The sequence below is a fragment of the Halomonas marinisediminis genome, from assembly GCF_004347715.1.
GTDB lineage: Bacteria > Pseudomonadota > Gammaproteobacteria > Pseudomonadales > Halomonadaceae > Halomonas > Halomonas icarae.
In genome coordinates this window covers 1-230 of the sequence record NZ_SLTR01000748.1, presented here as the reverse complement: position 1 = coordinate 230, position 230 = coordinate 1, and the positions used below count along the sequence as shown (strand labels likewise).

Genomic DNA, 230 nt, shown 5'->3' with positions numbered 1-230 from the left:
CGCCTCTTGCGCCAGAGGGTCCAGGGGCACCAAGGTCTCCAGGAACACCCTGTTCACCAGGCTTGCCTGCTTCACCAGGAGGACCGGCAGGACCAGGAAGACCCTGGAATCCAGGGGAGCCAGCGGGACCTTGTTCACCTCTCTCACCAGCAGGACCAGCAGGGCCAGGGGCTCCCTGAGCGCCAGCGTCTCCATCTTTGCCAGCAGGACCAACAGCGACAGGGGGTCCG

General features: G+C 65.7%; 1 protein-coding gene. It reads right to left on the bottom strand.

Features of this window, described 5'->3' with window-relative positions:
* Nucleotides 1-230 (bottom strand): hypothetical protein (locus E0702_RS18415; protein WP_306766949.1); only part of this gene is annotated, 230 nt, incomplete at both ends.